Source organism: Sphingomonas tabacisoli (genome assembly GCF_042678385.1).
Classification (GTDB): Bacteria; Pseudomonadota; Alphaproteobacteria; order Sphingomonadales; family Sphingomonadaceae; genus Sphingomonas_B; species Sphingomonas_B tabacisoli.
Genome location: NZ_JBHUDY010000002.1, coordinates 540,772 through 561,111, shown reverse-complemented (window position 1 = coordinate 561,111; position 20,340 = coordinate 540,772). Strand labels below are relative to the sequence as shown.

The 20,340-nt window shown below is 65.1% G+C and carries 18 protein-coding genes; 9 read left to right on the top strand and 9 right to left on the bottom strand.

The features are described from left to right. Nucleotides 1–23 precede the first annotated feature (23 nt). Nucleotides 24–1,853, bottom strand: a complete 1,830-nt coding sequence (locus ACFSCW_RS15850) for a flavin-containing monooxygenase (protein WP_380891214.1) — start codon at nucleotides 1,851–1,853, stop codon at nucleotides 24–26. A 99-nt stretch (nucleotides 1,854–1,952) separates the two neighbouring features. Beyond that, a complete protein-coding gene (locus ACFSCW_RS15845; RefSeq protein ID WP_380891211.1) occupies nucleotides 1,953–2,444 on the bottom strand; it encodes a nuclear transport factor 2 family protein in 492 nt (163 codons plus the stop codon). Nucleotides 2,445–2,604: 160 nt separating this feature from the next. On the opposite strand from ACFSCW_RS15845, the gene ACFSCW_RS15840 reads away from it, so the two are divergent. Beyond that, on the top strand, nucleotides 2,605–4,212 hold the full coding sequence (locus ACFSCW_RS15840) for an AMP-binding protein (protein ID WP_380891210.1): 1,608 nt from the start codon (nucleotides 2,605–2,607) through the stop codon (nucleotides 4,210–4,212). Here ACFSCW_RS15840 and ACFSCW_RS15835 read toward each other — a convergent pair. From ACFSCW_RS15835 to ACFSCW_RS15820, 4 genes are read right to left on the bottom strand one after another with little or no spacing between them, the layout of a single operon-like run. Next, the gene (locus ACFSCW_RS15835; protein WP_380891208.1) at nucleotides 4,209–4,751 is read right to left on the bottom strand and encodes a nuclear transport factor 2 family protein; all 543 of its coding nucleotides are present in this window, start codon (nucleotides 4,749–4,751) and stop codon (nucleotides 4,209–4,211) included. The genes ACFSCW_RS15840 and ACFSCW_RS15835 overlap by 4 nt on opposite strands. Next, nucleotides 4,748–5,272 (bottom strand): nuclear transport factor 2 family protein, encoded by a 525-nt coding sequence (locus ACFSCW_RS15830; RefSeq protein ID WP_380891206.1) that lies wholly within the window; start codon nucleotides 5,270–5,272, stop codon nucleotides 4,748–4,750. The genes ACFSCW_RS15835 and ACFSCW_RS15830 overlap by 4 nt, the downstream gene beginning before the upstream one ends. Next, nucleotides 5,269–6,192: an SDR family NAD(P)-dependent oxidoreductase gene (locus ACFSCW_RS15825; protein WP_380891203.1), complete on the bottom strand. Its 924-nt coding sequence runs from the start codon at nucleotides 6,190–6,192 to the stop codon at nucleotides 5,269–5,271. Before ACFSCW_RS15825 ends, ACFSCW_RS15830 begins: the two co-directional genes overlap by 4 nt. A gap of 10 nt (nucleotides 6,193–6,202) precedes the next feature. After that, nucleotides 6,203–7,057, bottom strand: coding sequence for an SDR family NAD(P)-dependent oxidoreductase (locus ACFSCW_RS15820; RefSeq protein ID WP_380891201.1), 855 nt, complete (start codon nucleotides 7,055–7,057; stop codon nucleotides 6,203–6,205). 123 nt (nucleotides 7,058–7,180) lie between these two features. Between ACFSCW_RS15820 and ACFSCW_RS15815 the strand changes: the two genes are divergently transcribed. The 8 genes from ACFSCW_RS15815 (at nucleotide 7,181) to ACFSCW_RS15780 (ending at nucleotide 14,896) form a co-directional block, all read left to right on the top strand. Next, a complete protein-coding gene (locus ACFSCW_RS15815; RefSeq protein ID WP_380891199.1) occupies nucleotides 7,181–7,960 on the top strand; it encodes an SDR family NAD(P)-dependent oxidoreductase in 780 nt (259 codons plus the stop codon). A gap of 15 nt (nucleotides 7,961–7,975) precedes the next feature. Then, a complete protein-coding gene (locus ACFSCW_RS15810) occupies nucleotides 7,976–8,302 on the top strand; it encodes a 2Fe-2S iron-sulfur cluster-binding protein (protein WP_380891197.1) in 327 nt (108 codons plus the stop codon). Nucleotides 8,303–8,318: 16 nt separating this feature from the next. Continuing rightward, on the top strand, nucleotides 8,319–9,575 hold the full coding sequence (locus ACFSCW_RS15805) for a cytochrome P450 (RefSeq protein ID WP_380891194.1): 1,257 nt from the start codon (nucleotides 8,319–8,321) through the stop codon (nucleotides 9,573–9,575). A gap of 10 nt (nucleotides 9,576–9,585) precedes the next feature. Then, nucleotides 9,586–10,338, top strand: coding sequence for an SDR family NAD(P)-dependent oxidoreductase (locus ACFSCW_RS15800; protein ID WP_380891193.1), 753 nt, complete (start codon nucleotides 9,586–9,588; stop codon nucleotides 10,336–10,338). Between the two features lie 6 nt (nucleotides 10,339–10,344). After that, nucleotides 10,345–11,508 carry a CaiB/BaiF CoA transferase family protein gene (locus ACFSCW_RS15795; RefSeq protein ID WP_380891192.1) on the top strand — a complete coding sequence of 388 codons (1,164 nt, stop codon included), beginning with the start codon at nucleotides 10,345–10,347 and terminating at the stop codon, nucleotides 11,506–11,508. 82 nt (nucleotides 11,509–11,590) lie between these two features. Further along, nucleotides 11,591–12,970, top strand: a complete 1,380-nt coding sequence (locus tag ACFSCW_RS15790; protein ID WP_380891190.1) for an aromatic ring-hydroxylating oxygenase subunit alpha — start codon at nucleotides 11,591–11,593, stop codon at nucleotides 12,968–12,970. 184 nt (nucleotides 12,971–13,154) lie between these two features. Continuing rightward, nucleotides 13,155–13,427, top strand: coding sequence for a hypothetical protein (locus tag ACFSCW_RS15785; protein WP_380891188.1), 273 nt, complete (start codon nucleotides 13,155–13,157; stop codon nucleotides 13,425–13,427). Nucleotides 13,428–13,624: 197 nt separating this feature from the next. Then, on the top strand, nucleotides 13,625–14,896 hold the full coding sequence (locus ACFSCW_RS15780; protein WP_380891187.1) for a cytochrome P450: 1,272 nt from the start codon (nucleotides 13,625–13,627) through the stop codon (nucleotides 14,894–14,896). A gap of 24 nt (nucleotides 14,897–14,920) precedes the next feature. Here ACFSCW_RS15780 and ACFSCW_RS15775 read toward each other — a convergent pair whose 3' ends face one another. The 3 genes from ACFSCW_RS15775 to ACFSCW_RS15765 are packed head-to-tail and all read right to left on the bottom strand — an operon-like array spanning nucleotide 14,921 to nucleotide 20,336. After that, nucleotides 14,921–18,268, bottom strand: a complete 3,348-nt coding sequence (locus ACFSCW_RS15775) for a glycosyl hydrolase (protein WP_380891185.1) — start codon at nucleotides 18,266–18,268, stop codon at nucleotides 14,921–14,923. After that, nucleotides 18,268–19,191, bottom strand: coding sequence for an acyl-CoA dehydrogenase family protein (locus ACFSCW_RS15770; RefSeq protein WP_380891183.1), 924 nt, complete (start codon nucleotides 19,189–19,191; stop codon nucleotides 18,268–18,270). The genes ACFSCW_RS15775 and ACFSCW_RS15770 overlap by 1 nt, the downstream gene beginning before the upstream one ends. Next, on the bottom strand, nucleotides 19,191–20,336 hold the full coding sequence (locus tag ACFSCW_RS15765) for an acyl-CoA dehydrogenase family protein (RefSeq protein ID WP_380891180.1): 1,146 nt from the start codon (nucleotides 20,334–20,336) through the stop codon (nucleotides 19,191–19,193). The genes ACFSCW_RS15770 and ACFSCW_RS15765 overlap by 1 nt, the downstream gene beginning before the upstream one ends. Nucleotides 20,337–20,340: the final 4 nt, after the last annotated feature.

Here is a 20,340-nt window from a genome sequence, read left to right as displayed (position 1 = left end):
TGCTCCTGCAGTTCCGCCACGCCTCAGGACGTGATCTCCATGCCAGCCATGTCGCCCTTGTCGCGCCAGTCTGCCAGCATCTTCATGAAAGCATCCCAGCCCGGGCCCCATTGCCGGAACAGCGCCCAAGGCGCCTTCACCACGCCTTCGTTGGTGAAATAGCTCGGCGTGCACTCCCGCTGGAAGGCGGACTGGTCGATCTCCAGTTCCTGGAATGTCTTCACATACTCGTCCTGCGCGGCCTGGCTGGGCTCGACCGCCTTCGCTCCGCGCATCATTGTTTCGGCGATGATGTAGGCGGCGTGCTCGCCCTGCCGGCCGAATTGCTCGGTGACGGATGCCATCAGGCCGCCCTGGATATAGCCGATGAAGAACATGTTCGGGAAACCGTGCGTCATCACGCCGTGCAGCGTCTTGGGGCCGTTGCGCCAATGATCGTAGATCGACTTGCCGTCACGGCCCTGCACCGCCCCGATGCCCCAGCGGCGCTCCAGATCGCTGGTCACCTCAAAGCCGCTCGCCAGTACCATGCAGTCGATCGGATATTCCTTGCCGCCGGCGACAAAGCCATGCTCCGTCATCCGCTCGACGCCCTTGGTCGTGGACACATCGATCAGCTCGACATTGTCGCGATTGAAGACCGGGTAGAAATCGTCGCTCGAGAGCGGTCGCTTGCACTGATAGCGGTACCAGGGCTTCAGAGCCTCGACGTCGGCCGGGTCGTCGACCAATTCCTCGACGCGCCCGCGCAGCCGCTCCATGACCTGGAAGTCGACGCGCTCGCGCCGCGCCATGAACTCCTCCGGCGTGAGCGCGGGCCAGCCCTCGGCCGCCAGCTCCGCCGCCAGGTTGCGGCTAATCTCGGTCCAGATGTCGCAAATCAGGTCCGGCTCGCCGGGCGCGAAAAACTCCATCGCCGCGCGGTGGAAATTGGCGCGGCGCTCGGCCTGCCAGCCCGGCTGCAGCACCTTGGCCCATCCGTCGTCGGTCGGCGGATTGGGCCGCTCGTCGACGGTCGAAGGGGTCCGCTGGATCACGTAGAGCAGCTTGGCGTGCCGCGCGAGATGCGGGATCGCCTGGATCGCGGTGGCGCCGGTGCCGACGATCGCTACCGTCTTGTCGCCGAGCTTGTCGAGCGCCGGGTTGCCTGGCGCTCCTCCGGTATAGTCATAGTCCCATCGGGCGGTGTGGAACATCTTGCCCTTGAAGCTGTCGATGCCGTGAATGCCCGGCAGCTTGGGCATGTTGAGCACGCCCGCCGCCATGATCACGAATCTGGCGCGGATGCGGTCACCTCGGTTGGTCTCGATCAGCCAGCGCTGATCGCTCTCCTCCCATTTGATCGAGGTGATCAGCGTGTGGAACAGCGCCCGTTCGGTCAGGCCGAACCGGTCGGCGATCACCTTGCAATAGCCGTAGATTTCGGCGCCGTCCGCGAACTTCTTGGACGGCATGAAGCCGGTCTCTTCGAGCAGCGGAAGATAGCAGTAGGAATCATTGTCGCACTGCACGCCAGGATAGCGGTTCCAGTACCAAACGCCGCCGAAGTCGCCGGCATGGTCGATATTGCGGAAGCTGCCGATGCCCGCCTTCGTCAGATAATAGCTAGCCAGGATGCCGCCAAAGCCGGCGCCGAGAACCGCCACGTCCAGCTCTTCATGGACCGGGAGCCGCGGCACCACGGGCAGGTGCGGATCGGACACATAGAGATCGTTGAAATCGCCGCTGACACGGACGTACTGCGCCTCGCCCTCGCTGTTCAGCCGCTTGTCGCGCTCCGCTGCGTAGCGACGCCGGAGCGCGGCGATATCGACCTGATCGGCCGGCGGCGTCCGGGTGGGTTCGCAACCCATGCAATGTCCTTTCGGTGGATGTCGCTGCGAGCGATAATGAACACTGGTGTCGATCAGCAATCGGGAATCGCGACGAGGGCCACGCTATCGCCCCGCCGATCAGCTTGGCCGCACATAAGTCGGCTCGTCGGGGCCCGGAAAGCCGGGAAACGGACCGAAGTCCGGCGTATCGACAAAGGGGGCCGACAAGTCGGCCGGACCCCGATAGGCGAAGCTCCAGTGGCGGGAGCGGTAGCGCCAGCGGCCGTCCTCTTGGGCGAAGCGGTCATGGTAGATGCCGAACGTCATCGCCGAGCTGCCGTCCCGCATTTTCGCGAACTCGGTCACATGGCTGCGGCCGATAGCGCCGTCCGCTGTGACCTCCAGAATGGGGGGCATCAGGATCAGTTGCACACGCTCGCAGCGCCCCAGCAGCGTGCGGCAGGCTTCGGCAATTGCCGCCCGGCCCTTGATCTCCATTCCCGCAATCTTCCACACGCCGTCGGCGGTGAAGCAAGCCGCGAATTCGTTCGCGTCCTGTCGCCACGCGGCGTCGATGAAGCGCGCCTGTAGTTGCCGCACGCCTGCGTCGATCACGAGAAAATCGCTCATGAGATTGCTCCTGGTGCTTGCTGAAATCAGTTCCGCGTGCAGCCGCACTCGTCAACCTGAGTGCCCTCGCAATCGCCCCGGCGTTCGATTGCCGACCCCCTCTTGCGAGGGGTTCGCGCCGTTCGCATAGCCTCGCGTCGACAAGGCGGAGCGGAATTCCATGTCGTTCAATCCGGAGCCGCAGCGGCGGACGACCGCCACATGCTGGTCCATCCGCTGGGACGAGCAGCAGGCCGCACGCGCCTATGCGCAAGGCTGGTGGGGCCGAGAGACATGCGCCGATGCTCTTCGGGCCAGCGCTGCCGACGACCCCATGCGCGTGGTTTTGCGGCAAGGCGAGACGGCGTTGAGCGCAGGCAGCCTGATCGCGGCGTCAGAACGGCTGGCGGGCGCGCTGCTGCGGCGCTTCGATCCGGGCAGCGTCGTCTCCTTCATGCTGCCGAACTGGCACGAGGCGGCGGTGATCTACATGGCGGCGACCATGGCCGGGATGGTTGCCAATCCGATTCTGCCATCGCTGCGCGAGCACGACCTGCGCTTCATTCTCCAGGATGCCGGCACCTGCATCGCCTTCATCCCGCAGCAGTTTCGCGGCCACGACTACGCCGAGATGCTCCAGGCGGCCTGCTCGGACCTGCCATCCCCTCCGTTAGCGGCGACCGTCCGGGGCGGCACGGACGCGCAAAGCTTCGAGTCGCTCGCCAGCGAGGCAGGAAGCGCGTCGCTCCCGCAGGTCGATCCGGACGATGTCCGCATGCTGATGTACACCAGCGGCACGACCGGGCGTCCAAAGGGCGTGCTGCACACGCACAACTCGCTCGGCGCCCTGATCCGGCAGATTGGCCGGCATTGGCTGGTAGAGCCCGGCGACCGCTTTCTCGTCGCATCGCCGATCAGCCACATCGGCGGGTCGATCTACGCCTTTGAGTGCCCGGCCATGCTGGGCACTGCCGCGGTGCTGATGGAAAGCTGGGACGCGGCCGTTGCAGTCGAATTGATGCAGCGGCATCGCATCACCCACATGGCCGGCGCGACGCCGTTCCTGCGTCAGCTGCTCGATGTTGCCCGCGCGGCGGGGATCAGCCTCCCCGACCTGAAGGTCTTCATCTGCGGCGGCGCGTCGGTACCGCCGGCACTGATCCGCGAGGCGACCGACCATTTCTCGAACGCGCGCGTGTGCCGGGTCTATGGCTCGACCGAAGTGCCTGTCACCACGGTCGGCGTTCTCGACCGCGGGCATATCGACAGTGCGGCCGAAACGGACGGACGGCCCGGCCTCGCCGACATCCGGCTCGCCCCCGATGGCGAGATCAGGGCCAAGGGCCCACAGATGCTGCTCGGCTATATCAATCCGGCCGACGAGGCCGGCAGCTTCGACGAGGACGGCTTTTTCCGCACGGGCGATCAGGGCCGGTGGGAGAATGGCGACCATCTGGTCGTGACCGGCCGGATCAAGGATCTGATCATCCGAAATGGCGAGAATATCGCGCCCAAGGAAATCGAGGACTTGCTGCTCGGCCACCCCGATGTAGCGGAGATCGCGATCGTCGGCGTGCCCGACGCGAAAACCGGCGAGCGGGCGGTGGCCGTGGTCGTGCCGGCCGCCGGGGCAACGCCCGACGTTCCCGCGCTCGCCGCCCATCTCGCCGGTGCCGGCGTGGCCAAATTCAAATATCCGGAGTCCGTCGCCTTGTGGGATTCGTTGCCGAAGAACGATGCGGGCAAGGTCTTGAAGCAAGCGATACGCGAGCGGCTGCTCCGCGGTTAAGCATCAGTGCGCGGCCGCCGGTTGACGAGGGGTCGCCAATAAGAAGGGTCGCTTCTATCGCGGGTGGCTGCGCCGTTCACCTCAAGGTCCGGCACGTCTGCGAACGGTAGTGGCAAAGCCGGCAGGCTTCCCGACCACTCGATCAGGTTCGTGCGATAGGCGATCTTCCACGCGCTGTCGCGACGTTCGACGCGATCGAGATAGCGGCCGCCCGCCATCCATATGGTTTCATCGCGGTTGCGTCCGATGAACTGGTAATAGGTTTCGCAATGCGCAGTGTCGCCGGACAGGTCGCAGCTGAAGTTCAGCAGTGCGTGCTGGGTCGCAATCTGCCCGGTCTCATGCAGCGGTTGCGCCCATTCGTAAAGCACGATGGGGCCACCGACGAAGGGTCCGGCGGCGATGATCGCGTCGGCATGAAACGCCGATAGGAACAGGTCGCGGTCGAAGCGGTCGATCCCTCGACAGAAGCGGTTGAGGCAGTCGAGTATGTCCTGACGGTCCAGCAGCGCCTGGATACGCTCGGGCGAGGCGCTCAAGCAGACGCTCCGAAAAAGCTCTCGCTCCAGTCGCCATGCGCGCGGCCGGCGAAGTGCGGCGCGCTGAGCGGGTTGCCCATCAGGCCCTGCCCCCAATCAACGGCCGCGCCGCCGTCCTGCAACCAGTCGTAGATCATCGTGCGCGCAGCGATGCGCCACTCGCCCTCGCGCTGCTCGAACGCGTCGAGGTAGCGCCCGCCAATCGTCGAATCGCGCTCGTCGCCTGCCCCGAAGGCGAAGCGGTGATAGGAAATGACTTGCGTCTCGGCTTTCGCGGTGCCGCCAGAAAGCTCGATATACGATTGCCCGAGCACATGCTGCGTGTTCAGGATCGCTTCGGAGCCAGGCACCACCCAGGCGAGATAGGCAGCGAAATCGCCCTCGAACACGCCATAGTCGAGGCGCGCTTCCGGCCAGAAAGCGGAACGTATCAGCCCTGCGTCGCGCCGGTCCTCGCCTCGTGCGAGCCGGGCCAGGCACGCCCGAATCCCTTCGCGAGCGAGCTGCTCGTCGATGCTCACAAGCCGCGTTCCTCTTTCGCCCAGCCGAAGCTCCGCCCCAGATGGTCGGACATGCCCGACGGATGCGGCGCGAAGGTCCATTGGCCACGCGCCGCATCGCGGATCGCGTCGATGTTGGCGGCAACGTCTTCGATGGTCCATTCCGGCCGGAACACACCGACCGTCTCAGTCATGAACGCGCGCGCCATGCGGCCGGCGACGGCGATCAGATGCTCGCCCGTGACCGTGCAATCCTCATGCGCCAGCCAGGCGACCATGGGCGCCACCAGATCCGGGTCCATCGGGGGGTAGGCGCTGGTGTCCAGTCCGTCGGCCATGCGCGTGACGGCAGCGGGAATGATCGTGTTCGACCGGATGCCGTGATCGCCTCCTTCCAGCGCGAGCACGTTGTTGAGCCCGATCAACCCGGCCTTCGACAGGCCGTAGTTGACGGTGTTGCGGCTGCCATAAAGGCCGCTGACCGACGAGGTCAGCACGACCCGACCATAACCGGCGGCCGCCATCGGCGGGAAGGCGGCCCGAGCGAGGTAGAAGCCGCCTTTCAGATGCACGTCGGTGACGGCTTCGAAATCCTCGAGGCTGAGTTCTGCGATGGTGCCGTAGCGGACATTACCGGCATTATGGATTAGGATATCGATCCGGCCCCAGCTATCGAGTGCACTCTGCACGATCCCTGCTGCGCCTTCGGGTGTAGCCACCGACCCGGTGCAGGCGACCGCTTCGCCGCCCGCGGCCTCGATCTCGGCGACGACGTCGGCGGCGGGCGTCAGATCGCTTCCGTCGCCGCGCGTGCCGCTGCCATTGTCGTTGACGACGACCTTGCAGCCGCGCGACGCCAGCAACAGCGCATAGGAGCGCCCGAGACCGCGGCCAGCCCCAGTCACAACAGCCACCCGCCCGTCGAAACGCAATTCCGTCACATGTCTCTCCTCAGACCGGGTGCCACAAGGGCGCGCCGCGCTGCTCCCGCAGCGACGGGATGGTGCGCCCATCGATGTCGACGATGCCATATTCCGCCGCGAGCTCGGCCGCGATGAAAGTGCCACCGCTCAGCCGCATCACCGCGTCGTCCGCCAGCAGCCCTGCGATCACGCGTCCTGGAAACTCGGGCGAGCAGCCGATGGTTGGATTGGTCACGACGCTCTTCATCATCGCGGCGTTGGCGGCGATGTTGCGCTGCGCCCGCTCCGTCAGCGTCAGTCCCTGCCACAACGAAATCGAGGCGACGCCATGCGGCTTCAATTCAATCGCCATGTCGCGCGCCATCCGGTCGACGCCGGACTTCACCGTGCCGAACAGCGCGCCATAGGTATAAGTCACCCCGACATAGCCGGAGATCGCGACGATCAGGCCAGAGCCTTGGGGCACCATCATCCGCGCCGCGTGCCAGGCGGCCGTAAAGTTGGATCTGAGCCCCACATCGATCATCTGCAGTTGCGACAGCGGCTTTTCCCAGAATCCGCCGGCCTCGATCAAATCGTCGGGAATCGCAAAGGCGTTGTTGACGAGCAAATCAAGCTGCCCCTGCTCTTGCGCGATCCGGGCGAACAATGCCGCCACCTCCTCGTCCTGCGCATGATCGCAGCGCACAGCGATGCCGCGTCCGCCCCGTCGCGTGCACGCGTCCGCGGTCTCGCCTATCGTCCCGCCCAGTTCGCCGCCGCCCTCGGCGCTACGCCCTGTTACATAGACCGTGGCCCCCTCGCCGGCGAGGGCGAGGGCAACGCCCTTGCCGATCCCGCGGCTCGCTCCCGTGACGAGCGCCACCTTTCCCGACAAACGCACCGATCACCGCTCCTCTTCTCCCCCTGGCGATATCGGAGACTCGAAGCCGGAGGCAAACCGCTGCGGCGATGGTTCGACCCGCCTTGCTTGACAATCGCCGGCCAATCGTAAGGCAGTCGAGCCATGCAAGTCGCCATCATCACCGGCGCCGGCAGCGGGATCGGCCTGGCAACCGCGCGTGCGCTTCACGCCGCGGGCATGGCGATTGTCGGCGTCGGCCGCGATGTCGCGAAGCTGGCCGCGCTCGAACAAGCTTTGGGTGCCGATGACTTGGCGACGCTCGCGATCGACGTCACTGCCGACAATGCGCCGGCCGAGATCGTCGGCCTCGCACGCGATCGGTTCGGCCGGATCGATTTCCTCGTCAACAATGCGGGTGTCGGCAGTCCCAGCCCCCTGCACGAAACCGACGACGCGGCGCTCGACCGCTTCCTCGGCATCATGCTGCGGGCGCCGTTCCGGCTATGCCGGGAGGCGGTGCCGCATATGGCGCCAGGCTCAGGCGTGGTGAACGTGACCTCGACCTTCGCGATGATCGGCGGTCGCCGCGGAGGCGCCTATTCGGCAGCCAAGGGCGGGCTCAAGTCACTGACCGAGCATATGGCGTGCGAGTATGGACCCCGCGGCATCCGCAGCAATTGCGTTGCGCCGGGGGTTACGATGACCGACATGGTCCGCCACCGCTTCGAGGACGAAACGTTCCAGCGCGTGAACGTCGACACCACCCCCTACCCCCGCCTCGCCAAGCCAGAGGATGTCGCCGCGGCGATCGCTTTTCTGTGTTCGCCCGGCGGCGAGATGATCAACGGCCAGTCGATCGTCGTCGACGGCGGCTGGACACGCACCAAATATCTTTCCCCCCGCGCCACCACCTCGCAGTGGATCGAGGCGGACGCAAACTGACGAAAGCAAAGCCAAGTGCCCAAGGTCACCTATATCGAAGCCGGCGGAGCGTCCCACGACATAGACGTCGCCGAGGGCGAGAACGTCATGCGCGGCGCGGTTTACAACGGCGTTGAAGGTATAGTCGGCGAGTGCGGCGGCGGCCTCGCCTGTGCCACCTGCCATTGCTACGTCGATGAGGAGTGGACTGGCGCGGTCGGCGGCCCCTCGTCGCAGGACGAGGAGGACATGCTCGACAGTGTCGCGGCCGAGCGCCGGCCGGAAAGCCGGCTATCTTGCCAGATCGTCGTAACCGACGCGCTCGACGGCCTCGTCGTTCACCTTCCCGACCATCAATATTGAGCTCAGGAACGAAGCCATGCGCATCGACCCCGCCAATCCCGTTCCGCCTACGGTCATTCGCCGAATGGGCATGGACCAGGTGCCGGATCACGTTCCGCGGGAGCTGATCCGGTCTGCCGGCATCGCCTACGGCGCCGACTTCCTCAAGGCGCCGCACGCCTATATGGCAAACCTGCACAATACGATGCCGCCGATCTGGTACGATGTCGGCGCGTTCGGCAACTCCTGGGCGCTGATCAAGCACGAGGATGCGATCTTCGCGCTGCGCCACGCTGAGCTGTTCAGCACCGAAGACGCGACGCCCTTCCCGCGCAACCCGGACGATTATTTCTACTTTATTCCAATCGAGATCGATCCGCCGGATCATCGCAAATACCGCAACATCGTCGACCCGCTCGTTTCCCCTCAGGGCGTGCTCCGCCTCGAGGAGCGGATCAGGGCGCTCGCCAATGAACTGATCGACGGCTTCATCGACACGGGCGAATGTGCGTTCGACGATGCGTTCGGGCGCCCGCTGCCGGTTCTGGTCTTCCTTGACTTGATGGGCCTGCCGCGAGCCATGTGCGACACATTCGTCGAGTGGGCGATGGCTCTGCTCCACTCGAACGACCGCGCCATCATGGCGGAAACGATGCAGACCATCTCTGCGTATCTGAACGAAGCGATCGCCGACAAGCGAGCCAATCCGGATGAAGGGATGATCTCCCGCATCGCGCTCGCCGAGTTCGACGGCCAGCCGCTGAGCGAAAAGGAAGTCTTCGGCTTCGTCGTCTTCCTGTTCATCGCCGGCCTCGACACCGTCTTTGCGACCCTGAACAACATCTGGGTGTGGCTCGCCGAGAACCCGGACCGGCGCGCGGAGATGATCGCCGACCCGGACAACATCAACGCCCAGGTCGAGGAGCTGTTACGCGTCCACTCGGTCACTTTCTCGGGCCGCACCGTCGCGCAGGATACCGAGCTTCGCGGCATCAAGATGAGAAAGGGCGACAAGGTGATGAGCATCCTTCCGGCCTGCAATTTCGATCCCGAGGTATTCCCCGATCCAACCAAGGTCGATTTCCACCGGCCTAAGAAGATCATTCTAGCCTTCACCGTCGGCGTGCACAGCTGCATGGGCGCTCACCTGGCGCGGCTGGAAATCAAGATCGCGCTTCAGGAATGGCTACGGCGCATCCCCAACTTCCAGCTGAAATCCGGGACTGAAATCGAATACCGGCCCGGCGGCGTGGTCGGACCCGAACATGTGCCGCTCGTCTGGGCGAAAAGCTGAGGAACCGCGTATGACACGCTCGCTTCAAGGCCGCGTCGCGGTCGTCACCGGCGCCGGATCGGGTATCGGCCGCGCCATCGCTTCGAGATTGGCCGAGGACACGGCCAGGATTGCGATCTGGGACATCAACGGCGAAGGCGCGGAGGAAACCGCCCGGCTGATCCGCGACGCCGGAGGGACGGCCATCGCAGTCACCGCCGATTGTTCGGATAAGGCCGCGATCGAAGCGGCGGCGGCGCGGACCCGCACCGAACTGGGTCCCATCGCGATTCTGGTCAACAATGCCGGCATCGCGCCCTTCACCCGGTTTCTCGAGACGAGCGACGACGAGTTCGACAAGGTCATCCGGATCAACCTGCGCGGCCCCTGGCTGATCACGCGCCATGTCCTGCCCGACATGATCGAGGCAAAATGGGGCAGAGTGATCAACATCACCTCGTCATCGGTGCAGACGGGGTCGCCGATGCAGGGCGCCTATGTCTCGTCGAAGGGCGGGCTGGTCGGCATGACCAAGGCGCTGGCGCTGGAGTTCGCCGCGTCGGGCGTGACCTTCAACATGATCCCGCCGGGCTTCGTCGACACGCCGATGCTCCGCGCGTCGCCGGTCGATATCGACACTTTCGCCCGGACCCTGCCGATGAAGCGCGTCGGCACGCCCGAGGACATCGCCGCGGCCGCCGCCTATCTCGCGTCCGAAGAGGCGAGCTACATCACCGGTCAGGTGATCTCGACCAATGGCGGCCGCTACATGGGTTCGCACTGAGGCGCGATGAGCGAGCGCGTGTTTCAGGGGCCTCTTGCGGGCGTTCGGGTGGTCGACCTAACGGCGATGGTCTTCGGACCCTATGCGACGCAGATCATGGCCGATCTCGGCGCCGACGTGATCAAGGTCGAACCGCCGAGCGGCGACGATACCCGCTACATCTCGCAAGGGCCGACGCCCGATCTCGGCGGCGTGTTCGTCAACGTCAATCGCGGCAAGCGGAGCATCACGCTCGACCTGCGCGATGACGGCGACAAGGCCACGCTGGTTCGGCTAATCGACGGTGCCGACGTTTTCATCCACTCGATGCGCGCCAAGGCGATCCAGCGGCTGGGATTCGACTACGCGGCAGTTTCGGGGATCAGGCCCGACATCGTCTACGTCAATTGCTACGGCTATGGCCGTCGCGGACCGGATCGCGACAAGCCCGCCTATGACGACACCATCCAGGCCGAATGCGGCTTGCCCGGCGTACAGGCAATGCTGAACGGCGAGCCGGGGTTCGTGGGCACTATCGTCGCCGACAAGGTGGCCGGACTGACCGCGGTATATGCGACCCTCGCGGCGCTGTTCGAGCGCGAGCGGAGCGGTCAGGGCCAGGAAGTCGAAGTGCCGATGTTCGAAACGCTGGCCTCGTTCATGCTGGTCGAGCACGCCAACACCGCGCTGTTCACTCCGCCGTTAGGCCCCGCCAAATACCCGCGTGTCGTCTCGCCCAACCGCCGGCCGTACCGGACCAAGGACGGCCATGTTGCGGCGCTGATCTACAACGACAAGCATTGGGCGGCTTTTGTCGGAGCGCTCCAGCCCGAATGGGCCGGACCGGAGCTGGCGACGCTCGCTCAGCGCGCGCAGAAGATCGACTGGGTCTATACCCGCCTGGCCGAGCTGTTCGCGACACGGACCACCGCGGAGTGGCTGGCGCTGCTTGAGGAATTGCATATCCCCTGCGCGCCGCTTCGCACGCCGGACGAGTTGCTCGAGAACGAGCATCTGATCGCGGCCGGCTTCTTCGAAACCGTGGATTCGGCCCAGGGCCCGATCCGCTTTCCGGGCGTTCCGACCTGGTTCTCGCGCACGCCGGGTAAGGTCGCCGGCCCGACGCCGCGAATCGGCGAGCAGAGCGACGAGGTCCGCGCCGAACTCGACCGGGCATCGGGCCGGCGATGAAGCCGGCGAGCGCGGCGAAGCGCTTGCCCGCGCCCCTCCCCTGGCTAGGCTCCACGATCAAGCATTTCAGCAAGAGGCCCCAATGACCGAGGTTCCGTTCAAGGTCACCGATCCCCAGCGCATCCCCACCCCTCGCTATTACGACGAGGAGTTCTATAAACTCGAGGTGGAGAAGCTCTGGCCGCATATGTGGCAGATGGCCTGCCGGCTTGAGCAGATCGAGAATGTCGGCGACTGGATCGAATATTCGAACCTCGGCCGCTCGGTCATCGTCACGCGGACCAAGGACGGCGTGCGTGCTTTCCACAATGCCTGCCGCCATCGCGGCGTCCCGCTCGCCGAGATTGGCGGGCACGGCAACTGCAAGAGCCAGGGCTTTATTTGCCCGTTTCATGGCTGGCGCTGGAACGGCGAAGGAAAGAACACTTTCGTCTATGGCCGGCACCTGTTCGACGAGCGCCAGCTCGATCCGGCCGACCTGGCGTTGCGTGCCTGTCGCACCGAGGAAGCGCTCGGCTGCGTATTCATCAACTGGGACGACGATGCGCCTTCCCTGCGCGATACCATCGGCCCGGTGCTCGACCGGTTAGAGAAGCGCAATCATAGCGGGCAGCGCGCGGAATGGTGCTTTGCCACCGAACTGCCGGCCAACTGGAAGACGGCGATGGAAGCCTTCATGGAAGGCTATCACGTCATGCGCACTCACCCGCAGCTCCAGCGCGCGGTGCCCGGCCTCTATAACACCATGTACGGCCACGACACCGGCGGAATCGGCGATCAGGTCAACCCGAACTGGACCAAGCAGCAGAATATCGACGCACAGGTTCGCAATCTGGAGCTCATGAGCGAGGGCATGGCCGGCATGGTGCATGCCAAGGAAGTCGAGATCGCCCGCCAGATCCCCGCCGACATCCTTCCCGACGATCCAGAGCAGATGTTGATGCACTGGTTTGGAGCAGTACAGCATCAGGTCGTCGAGCAGCTCCGTGCGCGCGGCGAGGACGTGCCCGACCTGAACGCGCTGGCGGTCAGTGACCCGGTTCATTCGGTCGAGTTCATCTTCCCCCACTATTTCCTGCTGCCGTTCTTCACCTCCACCAGCGCCTATCGCATCCGTCCCACCGGGCCGGAGACCTGCCTGTTCGAGATCTGGTCGCTCACCCACTTCCCCAAGGGCGAGGAGCCCGCGCCGGTGATGGAGCCGACCGTGCTGCCCTACAACAGCGACCAATTTCCGACGATCCCGCGGCAGGATTATTCGAACATCCCGATTCAGCAGATAGGCCTGCACGCCAAGGGCTTCGACTTCATGCGCCTCTCCAAGGAAAAGGAAGGCATGATTAGCAACTATAATCGCATCATCGACGGTCACCTCGCCGGAGTGGCGGCGGACAAGCTGGCCGCCGCCACGCATACGCTGGGCGGGAATTTCGACGGTCAAATCTTTGAGTATGATTTCTAAGCCGCGGGCCGACGCACGATGAAGCAGCCTGGCGGAGCCGAGGAGCGGCGGCGGCATTTCATGCTGCGGGCGGCCGCCGGGCTCGGCTACGCCACCAGCGTCATCCATATCTATGGCCTTGGGTCCTACAATCCAGCCAGTCAGCGAGAGCTTTGGCTGGACGCGCTTTCAGATTACCGCGGGCGTGGCCATCGCCACCTTGGTTCAGGCCATCATGGCGGTGCCAGTGAGTTTGGCCGTGGGCCACGTGCTCGGAGTCGTGGGCGTCCTGCTGTCCGCAGCAACGCTCGCGCTAATCGGAACCGCCAGCAGCGGTGCGGCCAACTGGTATCTGCCGTGGCTGGTCATGGCGCCTGATCCCGGTCTAGGCGGCCATTTGGACCAGTGCGGCGGCCTCCCACTTCGACCGTCGGCGGCATCGTCTTCGTTCTTCCGCCACTGGGCGTCCTGGTGCTGATCGCGGCACGGATGCCGGCGCCGGTCGTAGCCGCCGGGTGTTCGATCAGAGCGGCGGCTATGACCCCGTCCTATGGGCTACTGTCGGCTGATGCTGGCGAGTAGCGCCACGCTCTTCAGCCTGCCTCATCCGGCCCTTGCCCAGCGGACCGCTTCGATAAAGGATTAGGCGCGGAGTCCCTTATAAGGAGCGCAACCATGACCGAGCAGCATGCCCGCGACTATTTCACCGACCGTTCGGTGCTGCTAAATCCTTACGCGTTCTTCGAGGACATTCGGGCGCTGCCCCCGGTCCACCCTGACGAGGCGCGCGGTCTGTACTTTGTCACCGGCCATGACGAAGCACTCGAAGTGCTGCGCAACGCTGCCGATTTCTCCTCGTCCATCACGGTGCCGGGCCCACTCGTCCGGCTGCCGTTCGAGCCGAAAGGCGATGACATCTCGGCGGAGGTCGACGCGCACTGGGCCGAGCTCGCCGGGCCGGACCTGGTCGTCCAGTATGACGGGCAGCGGCACACTGCGGCGCGCGCCTTCCTCAACCGACTGTTCGTGCCCTCCCGGCTTAAGGCCAACAAGGAATTCATGCAGGACCTGGCTGCCCGCATGGCGGCCCAGGCAGTGGGGAACGGCCGTTGCGAGGCGGTGCGTGAGATCGGCGTGCCCTACGTCACGCTCGTGATCGCAGACTTGCTGGGCGTGCCGCCAGCCGACCGCGATACGTTCATGAAAGTGATCGAGCAGGGCCCGACCGCAGGCGACATCCAAAAGGATGGCGAGGGCCAGGACATCAGCTCGCTGATTTTCATGGGCCAATATTTCGCGCAATATCTCGCCGAACGGCGCGATTGCCCGCGCGACGACATCATGTCCGAGCTGGCGACCTCTACCTATGCTGACGGGACGACGCCTGAGCTTATCGAGCTAGTTAAGCTGGCGACATTCCTGTTCGCCGCGGGCCAGGACACCAGCGCCAAGCTGCTCGGCAATTCGTTGAAGCTCCTCGCGGAAACGCCCGATCTGCAAGTCCGCGTCCGCGCCGAGCCGGCGCTGCTCGGCGAATTCGTCGAAGAAATGCTGCGGCTCGAAGGTTCGACCAAAGCGACATTCCGGCTGGCGCGGCGGACCACCACAGTCGGCGGAGTCGAGATCCCGGCCGGCGCACGCGTCGTGATCCTGCTCGGCGCGGCCAACCGCGATCCGGAACGCTGGGAGTGCCCGGCGGAATTCCGCTTCGAGCGTCCCAAGCTTGCCGAGCATCTCGCCTTCGGCCGCGGGCCGCACACTTGCATCGGCGCGCCGCTCGCCCGCTTCGAAGTGCAGATCATGCTCCAGGAACTGCTGTCGCGCACCGCAGCAATCCTGATCGACGAGACGCGACACGGCCCCGCCGGTGAACGGCGCTTCGACTATGATCCGAGCTACATCATCCGCGGATTGAGCGAGCTGCACCTCATCCTGGAGGCCGGCTGATCCCGAGCCGGTCTCCGCTCGCCTTTACTGGGAAAGCAGCGTCACCGGACCGATGAGTCCCGATCGCCGCAGCGGCGCATCGGCCTTGTAGGGCGGCGTCGCGGTCCAGGTAATCTTCTCCGCCCCCGGCTGGCGGTCGCCGATCAAGCGGTTGACCCAGAGATTGGCGACGCGGACCTGCAGTGTGTTGCGCCCGGGCTTGGCGGCGGACGAGATGTCCACGCGATAGGGTGCGTGCCAGGCATAGCCGGCGGGCTTGCCGTTGACGGTCACTTCAGCGATTTCCCGCGCCTCGCCCAAATCGAGCCACAGCGGCTGATTTGGCTTCCATGACTTCGGCACGTCGAAGGTCTTGGAATAGGTCGCGACGCCAGAGAAATATTTGATCCCCGAGTCCGAATTCTGGTCCAGAGGCGCCAGGGAGGCGAATGTCGCCGTAGCAGGCGCGCCGCGACCGGCCTCGAAACTGACGTTCCACGGTCCGGAAAGCGCGGCCACTTCCCTCGGCGCGACCTTCTTGACTGCCATCGCGTCCGCCTGCGCAGGGCGCCGGAAGACGATGTGAATGGACTCCTCTGCCGCCAGCGTCAGCGGCACGACCGTCTCGCCATTTGCGGTTCGGTAGCTGACCGGTTCCGACGTTCCCGTCTCCGCACGCCAGAGTTCCGGCGCCTTTCCGGTCACACGGAAGTGGGCCTCGATCGTCTCCGACCGATCCTTGCGGTTGACCAGGAAATAGCTGTCGCCGTCGTCGAGCTTGCGGTGAAGAAAAGGAACTTCGCTGTCCGCCTGACCGCCCGTGTAGCGGAAGTCGGGAGCCAGCCCGATCTCGGCCAGAGCGGCCTCGATGTCGGTGGTCGCGATCACCTGCCCCTTGCCGACGCGAGCGCTCCTGCCGCCCGGCCACAGCCGGTCGGTCAGCGCCGCGAACTCGGCAGGCGCTCCGGCAAGGCTGGGGTTGCCGACGGGCTTGGGCCCGATCACCGTCGCCCCGCCTTCCACCAGCGCCACGATCTTGCGCAAGGTGGGCAACGTCATCTGCCGCGACGATCCGCCGAGATACAAAGCGCGGTAGCGGGCGCCGCCGGGCGTCGCGAGTTCGGCTCCGTCGTTGCGGAGCGCACTTGTCAAGGCTTCGGCGTTGACGAAGTCATAGGCGTAAGCCTTGGGCGCATCGGCAACGACGTGTTCGCCGTAGAGGCCGGTCAGCGGCGCTTCCTCGCCGTAGAAGTACCCGACATCGGCGACGTTGCGGCCTTGTTGCAGCAGCAGCGAGTTGCGGGCCATATAGTCGACCCAAGGTCTCGCAAGTTCGGCCCAAGTCTCGTGGCGGTTGAAATACTGGCCGAAAATGAACAACGACAGGCCAGGCTTCTTGTCGTCGACCGGCTGGTGAACCGAAGTGTGGATCACAGGCCGATTTACGCCGGTAACGAATTCGAGATCGATAACGTGCTTGAGGTCCGCCGGCCCGTGCGCCCAGGGAAAGGCCGCGGACGTCAGGGACTCGGCTGCGACGAGATTCTGGCCGTAGATATGGGCAACCGAAGCGGCTCCTTTCATGTCAGCCAAGAGCGTTAGCCGCGGTTCCGTCTCGTGCGGATAGGTCCACATCGCCGCCATCGGGATATCGGCGTAACGCCGCATCGCCATGTCGTCGCCGATCACCGGCCGTTTGTCCTCCAGCGCCTCGCCATAGACCTTCAGGCCATTTTCATGTGCCACCGCCGCAACGGTGGCGTAATGTTGTGAGGCGTGGAGATCAGCGAGCGTCCGGCGAAAATCATACAGGAACTTGTCGCTTTCCGCGCGTGAGCCAACGATCGTACCAGTCAATGCTGGCAGCCACGGCGTCGGATCGTAGCCCCGCAGGGTCTTGAACTGCTCGATCAATTGCGGCGTCCAGTTGGCCGCACCGACCTCCGTGCTGTCGGTCAGAAAGGCGCGCACGCCGTTGTCACCGATGCGGCCGCCGGAGGCTTCACGGTACATGCCGAGATAGTGCTCCATATAGCGGCGCACGGCCGGGCCATCGAACTTGTCGACCTCGAGCCCAGTCGCCTCTTGCGGTGCGGGGTGGTTGGTCTTGCCGGTTAGCGACCACCCCAGCCGGAGCACGCGCCAGCGGCCTCTTGGCGGCGTCCAATCCAGCGTGCCGTCGGGGCGCAGTCGGCTCGTGAGATCGATGACGCGCCCCGGAGCCACGCCCTTCGCCTCTCCTATGCCATTGCTGAGCGAATAATAATCGGGGACGAGCTCGAAAGCCGCTTTGGTCTCATAGCGGTCGATCTTCGCGTCGTGCGACAACTCAAACTCGGCAACCTTGATCCCCGTCCTGGAGAGGCCGTTGCGGATCATGGTGCGGAAATCGGCTTGGTCGATGCCCGGCGCACTGCCGCGGCTTTCTAGAGAAGATGGAGGCGCAGGCTCAAGGACGAGGCGGAAGTAGCGCGCAGTGACAGGGGCGAAGCTTGCCGTAGTCGGCACTGCCATGGTGGGCAGGGCGGTCACATTCCGCCATTTTGCGCCGTCGTCGCTTGCCTCCAGACGCGGTGCTTCGGTCGGCCCGAGCAGGGACGCCGCGGGATTGGGGATCAGGATTGTTGCGGAGCGAATGGTTTGGGGTGTGCCAAAGCTGACGACGAGCGACCCCGGCTCGCTCCCTACACGCCGCTCCACTTCAACGGCGGTTGCAGCGTTAGAATCGGAAAGAGCTGCAATGTCGAGGCTCTTGCCCGCTCCGGACTTGGCTGACTCTATTTTGGGGACAGTCGACTCCTCGATCAGGAAGGCCAGGACCGCGACCTCACCAGAGCCAGTCGGCGGGGGCGGCGCCTTCGCTTGCGCCATCGCCATAGCGTCCGCCGGCCCCATATTCTGAAACGGGCCGGTAGCCGTCGGCAGGTTGGGCAGCTTGCCGGTGAACGCTCGGCCGCCTTCGACAACCGCTTCGCTCCACACCAGCTTCTTCATGCCATCAGCCGGTTTCACCCACGGGCCTCCGGTTTCCGACCAGCCCGGAGAGGATGCGATCGCGAACTCGAGGCCAAGACGGTCGGCCTCGGCTGCGGCGAAACGGAACGCGTCCTTCCACTCGGGCGTCATATAAACGAGCCGCTGGTCGACGATCTTGGGCGTTTGCAGGTTCGCATCGAAATTCTGCAAGCCGCCAATGCCGACGCGCTTCATCCAGGCGAGATCCTTGGCGATCCCGTCCTTGGTGACGTTGCCGTTCATCCAATGCCACCACACGCGGGGCCGGGCCGAGGCGGGCGGATCGCGAAACGCATCTGCAAGCGGATCGGCAGACATGACGGGCGAGGAGAGCATGGTCGCTGCAAGCCACGGCAGCAGCAGCTTAACAGGTCGCATCAAAATTCCCCCCTATTCCCCCAGATCGCGTCGGCCGCCGCGAGCGCGTTGGCGCCGCGGCCGCCGAGTTCGCCGATCAGGGCCTTCAGTCGATAGGTCCACAGGTGCAGCGGGTGCTCGAGCGTCATGCCCATCGCCCCCAAGAATTGGTGAAAGTCATAGACAACCACCCGCGCCGACTCTTGCGCATGGAATGCGGCCATCCCTGCGTCTGCGGGGTCCATAGTGGCCGCAGCCTTCATCGCCAGCCAGTAAACGCCATTGGTGCGGACCTGAGCCTCGGCGAGCCGGTGACGCAGCGCCTGGAAGGTGGCGAGCGGCCGCCCGAATTGCTGCCGCTCGCTGGTGTGCGCGGCGACGCTGGCCAGCGCGGCGAACATCAGCCCCGCGGTCTCGGCGGCAAGCGCAACCCGCCAGCGGGTGCGAACGGCATCGGGCTGGGCCGCTACGGAATTGGTAGCGGGCAGATCGAGCAAGGTCGCCATCGGATAGGCGAACAATGCCTCCGGTTCAGCGCGGAAATTATTGCTGGACGCGACGAAGCTCGTGACTTCGTCACCAACGACCACAACCTGGGCTCCCTCGCGCAGGAAGCGCACCGGGCGCTCGAGTTTGCCAGCCTCTACGAGACAGATGGGGCGAGCGAACGCTTTCCCAAGCAGCGGCCGCACCAAAGCGCTCGCACCAGCCTCGACGGCTATGGGCAGGCGCGCAAGCCGTTCCACCACCAGCGCGGCAGTGACGGTGCCGAGGTCCGGATCGAAGCCCACATCGAGAAAGCCGCCCTGCTCCAAATCCCGTTCGAGCGCGCAGTTCGTCGCCGTGAACCCGGCCTCGTGCAGCGGCGCCGCTTCATGGGGCCGCGCCATGCTGTCGAGCGCATCGAGAATGGCCCGCTGGTCGTCGGTAAGCGACAGGTCCATCAGCGCGGCTCCCGCGGCAGGCCAAGCACGTCACCGGCGATGATGTTGAGCTGAATCTCAGCAGCGCCCGCGGCAATGCCGGCGACGATCCCACGCTGATGATGCATCTTCAGATAGGGGTGCGCGTCGGCCAGCGCTTCGGGCAGATATTCGACGATGAACTCCGCCACGCGCCGCTCCGCCATGATCGTGGCGAAGCGGGCCGACGAGCTTTCGGCCCCGATGCTCTCGCCGTGCGCACGCTTGGTGACGATCGCGTAGCTCGCCGTGCGCGCCGCCTCGCAGAGCGCCGCGGCATGCGCGGCCTCGATCCTGACCGCCTCGCCGGACCACTCCCCCTGGCTCTTCAGCACCGCCACCGTCCGGTCGAGCGCCGCACGCGCCAGGCTATAGCGGGGAATGCCGAGCCGCTCATTGACCAGGCTGTAGGCGATAATCTGCCAGGCCTCGCCCTCCCCGCCCAGCCGAGCCGAGGCGGGAACGACCATGTCGTCGAAAAAGACTTCATGGATGTCGCCCTCGCCGATCAACGACGGGATCTGCCGCACGGTGATGCCGGGCGTGTCCATCGGCACCAGCAGGATGGAGATGCCCTTCTTGCGGTCGTCGCTCGTCCTGCAGAGCAGGAAGCAGGTGTCGGCCAGACCGGCATAGCTGGTCCAGATCTTCTGCCCGTTGACCCGGTAATTATCGCCCTCGAGCACCGCCCGCGTTCGCAGCGAAGCCAGATCGGAGCCGGAGCCGGGCTCCGAAAAGCCCTGGCACCACAGCGCCTTGCCCTCGACGATCGGCGGCAGGTAGCGTGCCTGCTGCTCCGGCGTGCCGTAGCGGATGAGCGTCGGGCCGATCCAGTTGACGTTCATATATTGGCCGCCGCGTGGCTCCCCCGCGATCCACATCTCCTCGGCCAGGATCGTCTGGTGCCACGGATCGAGACCCTGGCCGCCAATCTCTTCGGGCCAGTGCGGCGTCAGCAGATTGTCGTCGGCGAGCTTGCCGCAAAAGTTCCGAGCATAGTCGGTGAGGGCCGGCGAGGCTGGGCCATGCTGCGAAAACCGCTCCCAATCCTCGGGCAGCGTCGCTGCAAGAAAGTCCTGCAGCCGCGCCCGGAAAGCGGCTTGTTCCTCAGTCCAGGCGAAGTCCATGCTC

Coding starts and splice junctions, on each gene's coding strand:
- ACFSCW_RS15765 (WP_380891180.1), bottom strand. CDS start 20,336: ATGGACTTCGCCTGGACTGAGGAACAAGCCGCTTTCCGGGCGCGGCTG.
- ACFSCW_RS15815 (WP_380891199.1), top strand. CDS start 7,181: ATGCAAGTCGCCATCATCACCGGCGCCGGCAGCGGGATCGGCCTGGCA.
- ACFSCW_RS15840 (WP_380891210.1), top strand. CDS start 2,605: ATGTCGTTCAATCCGGAGCCGCAGCGGCGGACGACCGCCACATGCTGG.
- ACFSCW_RS15775 (WP_380891185.1), bottom strand. CDS start 18,268: ATGCGACCTGTTAAGCTGCTGCTGCCGTGGCTTGCAGCGACCATGCTC.
- ACFSCW_RS15770 (WP_380891183.1), bottom strand. CDS start 19,191: ATGGACCTGTCGCTTACCGACGACCAGCGGGCCATTCTCGATGCGCTC.
- ACFSCW_RS15790 (WP_380891190.1), top strand. CDS start 11,591: ATGACCGAGGTTCCGTTCAAGGTCACCGATCCCCAGCGCATCCCCACC.
- ACFSCW_RS15780 (WP_380891187.1), top strand. CDS start 13,625: ATGACCGAGCAGCATGCCCGCGACTATTTCACCGACCGTTCGGTGCTG.
- ACFSCW_RS15805 (WP_380891194.1), top strand. CDS start 8,319: ATGCGCATCGACCCCGCCAATCCCGTTCCGCCTACGGTCATTCGCCGA.
- ACFSCW_RS15800 (WP_380891193.1), top strand. CDS start 9,586: ATGACACGCTCGCTTCAAGGCCGCGTCGCGGTCGTCACCGGCGCCGGA.
- ACFSCW_RS15850 (WP_380891214.1), bottom strand. CDS start 1,853: ATGGGTTGCGAACCCACCCGGACGCCGCCGGCCGATCAGGTCGATATC.
- ACFSCW_RS15845 (WP_380891211.1), bottom strand. CDS start 2,444: ATGAGCGATTTTCTCGTGATCGACGCAGGCGTGCGGCAACTACAGGCG.
- ACFSCW_RS15795 (WP_380891192.1), top strand. CDS start 10,345: ATGAGCGAGCGCGTGTTTCAGGGGCCTCTTGCGGGCGTTCGGGTGGTC.